We start from the raw sequence: 2,723 nt of genomic DNA on the forward strand, positions 1-2,723 counted from the left end.
ATTTTTATCAAGATGCAAAGAGAGACTATAAAAGACAAAAAGCCATTACGCAATCGGGAAAACGATTTACGCAATGAGGAATTATTTATTTATCCACAAAAGCAACCCTTTTGACCATTCCCGCGCGGGTTAGTCCGGGCCTGTGAAAGACCCGGATAACCTACACAAAAGACATGCAGCGTCCTGCGCCCGTTAAAGGCGGTACGTAACAAGGTATAAGCGCTTAACAAATGCTTTGAGAGGTTTACCTGAGTTTACAGGTGGGCAGGACTAAAATGACCACGTAAGATTTTTACTGCAGTTCCGATCTGGTTCTTTACCGTTTGAATACTGGTATTCATTTCTGCGGCTATTTCCTTATGACTTTTCTGGTCATAATGTCTTAAACGGAAGGCGGTAGAGGATTTAGGTGGTACTTTCTTTTTCAGGGCGGAATTCACCATGAAAAAGATCTCTTTGCTTTCCAGTGGATCATTGGGCAGAAATGCTTCTTCGGGAATTACGCTGGTAAACTTCTTGTCCCGGGTAATTTTGTTGAGGCAGCGATTACGCACGCTTGCATACAAATAACTCTTCATAATCGAGGCCCTGTCGCGGTTCTGATAATTAGCATCAATTTTCAGAAACAATTTCTTCTGCCAGAAATCGATAAAAAACTCCTGCACAAGATCTTCTGCCATATCCTGGTCTTTTAGCATGTCTGTAGACAACGTCATCAGAATACCATGATACTTGCCATACACTTGTGTAAAAGCTTCGGCACTACCTTCTTTTAGCAGTTCCAGGAGGACTGCATCTTGGTTGTTGTGTTGCATTCTCATTTCCTTTTTGAGAGACTGGTTTAGGAAAAAAATTACCTGATTTTTTAAGTTGTACGGTTTCAGAAAATTACTTTTCTACTGGTTTAACACGGTGGTTGAAAGTGGTTTATTTTGCATCCCCTCTTTAAAACTTAACTTAAAAGTAATGTTATAAAACGAGTGAACTGGTTAAGCAGTTGTTAAGCACGAATGTTTTAAAAATGGTAAGAATCACGCCCATGGCCGATCATATGAAATTATCGCCTGTTAACAAACAAACATAATGTAACCGAATGGTTACATTTAAAAAATCCCCTCTACAGGGGGCGTAATTGACGGGAATAAAAAAAACCGGAGATAAGTAGTACCCCTACCTATATCCGGTTCCTATTTAAAAATAAACTTATGGTTTTAGAAAATCGCCGTCTATTATTAACAGCTTCACGCCCGCATCGGTAACAGAACGATGAGAACTTAATTCATCAGATACCACATAACTCATACCTGCAGACAATTCAAAATTTTCTCCGTTCTCCAACTCGCTGATGAATGCGCCTTGTAAACAGTGAACGATATGTCCTTTCTGACACCAGTGATCAGCCAGATAACCAGGTGAATACTCTACGATTCTTATTCTAAGTCCCGGCAGCTGCAATGTTTGCCACCAGGCCGTTCCGCTTTCTCCGGGATGAATTGTTTTTTCTATGGCCGACCAGTCTATGGTCTGGAACGGAATATTGGCGCTCATAGCAACAGGTTTTAACGTAAACGGGTATACGCTTCTACAATTTCGTGATTTACATTCAGGCTATCAATCTTTTCTATACCACGTTGTATCAGTGTATCATTTTGCAGCGTAAGGGTGAAAGAAAAATGTTTATCTTCCCAGCCTCTGAAACTGCAATACTGCAGATGCTCTTCATACTTATCACCCGTTAAGGTATAAGTACCCGCCCCGGCACTAAAGGCTGCCGTTGCACTGTCACTTCCCTTTGACAGGTCGTGGCTAAAAAAAGAGAAATGACTGCCATTAAACATTTTGATCATTTCGTTTGGCTTCCCTGGTACGGGATACGTAGTACTGGTATCACCATTTTTAATCATCTTACTATAGGCTAATTTCCAGGTACCTGTAAGGGGCAGTACCTCTGTAGTGGCTACTGTTGCTTTCTTTTCTCCGCAGGAAGCAAGGGTACAGGCAATAATACCAATGGCAACCGGTAATCGTAGATTCATATCAGTTAGTATTTAAGTGAAAACGTGATTAAGTCGGGATGCTACATAATTTCATCTGGCCGGAATACAAGGTTAATCAAAACATTTTATATTTAAAATACATGGGCAAAACAAAGGGGATAACAGCCGGCCGAATGCTGTTCTTTCCTGCAAAAAATATTACGAATACCATCTATCATATTTACCCAATAAAAGGGCCCTGCCATTCACATAATTTGCGGATGAACCCTTAAGTTTACAACCTCAAAAGTACACTATGTCCCCTGCCCTTATAACCCGACTACTGTCGGGCCTTCTGTTGCTCTCCTTATCGGCCAGCAGCCAGCAACAGATCCCCGAAAAAAATATTCCGGCCATACGATCCATTGATCCGGCTGATACAGATTTCTCCGACCTCCAAAGCATCAAAGCCGCTATCGGTGATGCGCGGATTGTAATGTTGGGAGAACAAACCCATGGCGAAGGATCTACTTTTCTAGCCAAAACAAGACTGATAAAATACCTGCACGAACAGTTGGGTTTCACGGTACTTGCGTTTGAAAGCGGCTTTTATGATGTTTCCCGCATTTGGGAAAACACCCTCCATGGCAACACTTTCAAACAGGAAATTCCCGGTAGCCTGTTCTATATGTATGCCGGCAGTAAACAAATGATTCCTTTATTCGATTATATCCAGTCTAAAGTGAA

3 protein-coding genes and 1 pseudogene are annotated in these 2,723 nt (G+C 41.5%); 1 reads left to right on the top strand and 3 read right to left on the bottom strand.

Going from position 1 to position 2,723, the window contains the following annotated elements:
• Nucleotides 1-254: 254 nt before the first annotated feature.
• The 3 genes from VIP81_RS09615 to VIP81_RS09625 all read right to left on the bottom strand — a co-directional run bounded on the left by VIP81_RS09615 (nt 255) and on the right by VIP81_RS09625 (nt 2,036).
• Nucleotides 255-815: an RNA polymerase sigma factor gene (locus tag VIP81_RS09615; protein ID WP_331959074.1), complete on the bottom strand. Its 561-nt coding sequence runs from the start codon at nt 813-815 to the stop codon at nt 255-257.
• Between the two features lie 388 nt (nt 816-1,203).
• Nucleotides 1,204-1,548, bottom strand: coding sequence for a DHCW motif cupin fold protein (locus tag VIP81_RS09620; protein ID WP_331959077.1), 345 nt, complete (start codon nt 1,546-1,548; stop codon nt 1,204-1,206).
• An 11-nt stretch (nt 1,549-1,559) separates the two neighbouring features.
• Nucleotides 1,560-2,036, bottom strand: a complete 477-nt coding sequence (locus VIP81_RS09625; RefSeq protein ID WP_331959080.1) for a hypothetical protein — start codon at nt 2,034-2,036, stop codon at nt 1,560-1,562.
• Nucleotides 2,037-2,292: 256 nt separating this feature from the next.
• Between VIP81_RS09625 and VIP81_RS09630 the strand changes: the two are divergent.
• A pseudogene (locus tag VIP81_RS09630) lies at nt 2,293-2,723 on the top strand (hypothetical protein); the annotation flags it as partial.

Origin of the sequence: Chitinophaga sp., assembly GCF_036566945.1 — a bacterium.
GTDB lineage: Bacteria > Bacteroidota > Bacteroidia > Chitinophagales > Chitinophagaceae > Chitinophaga.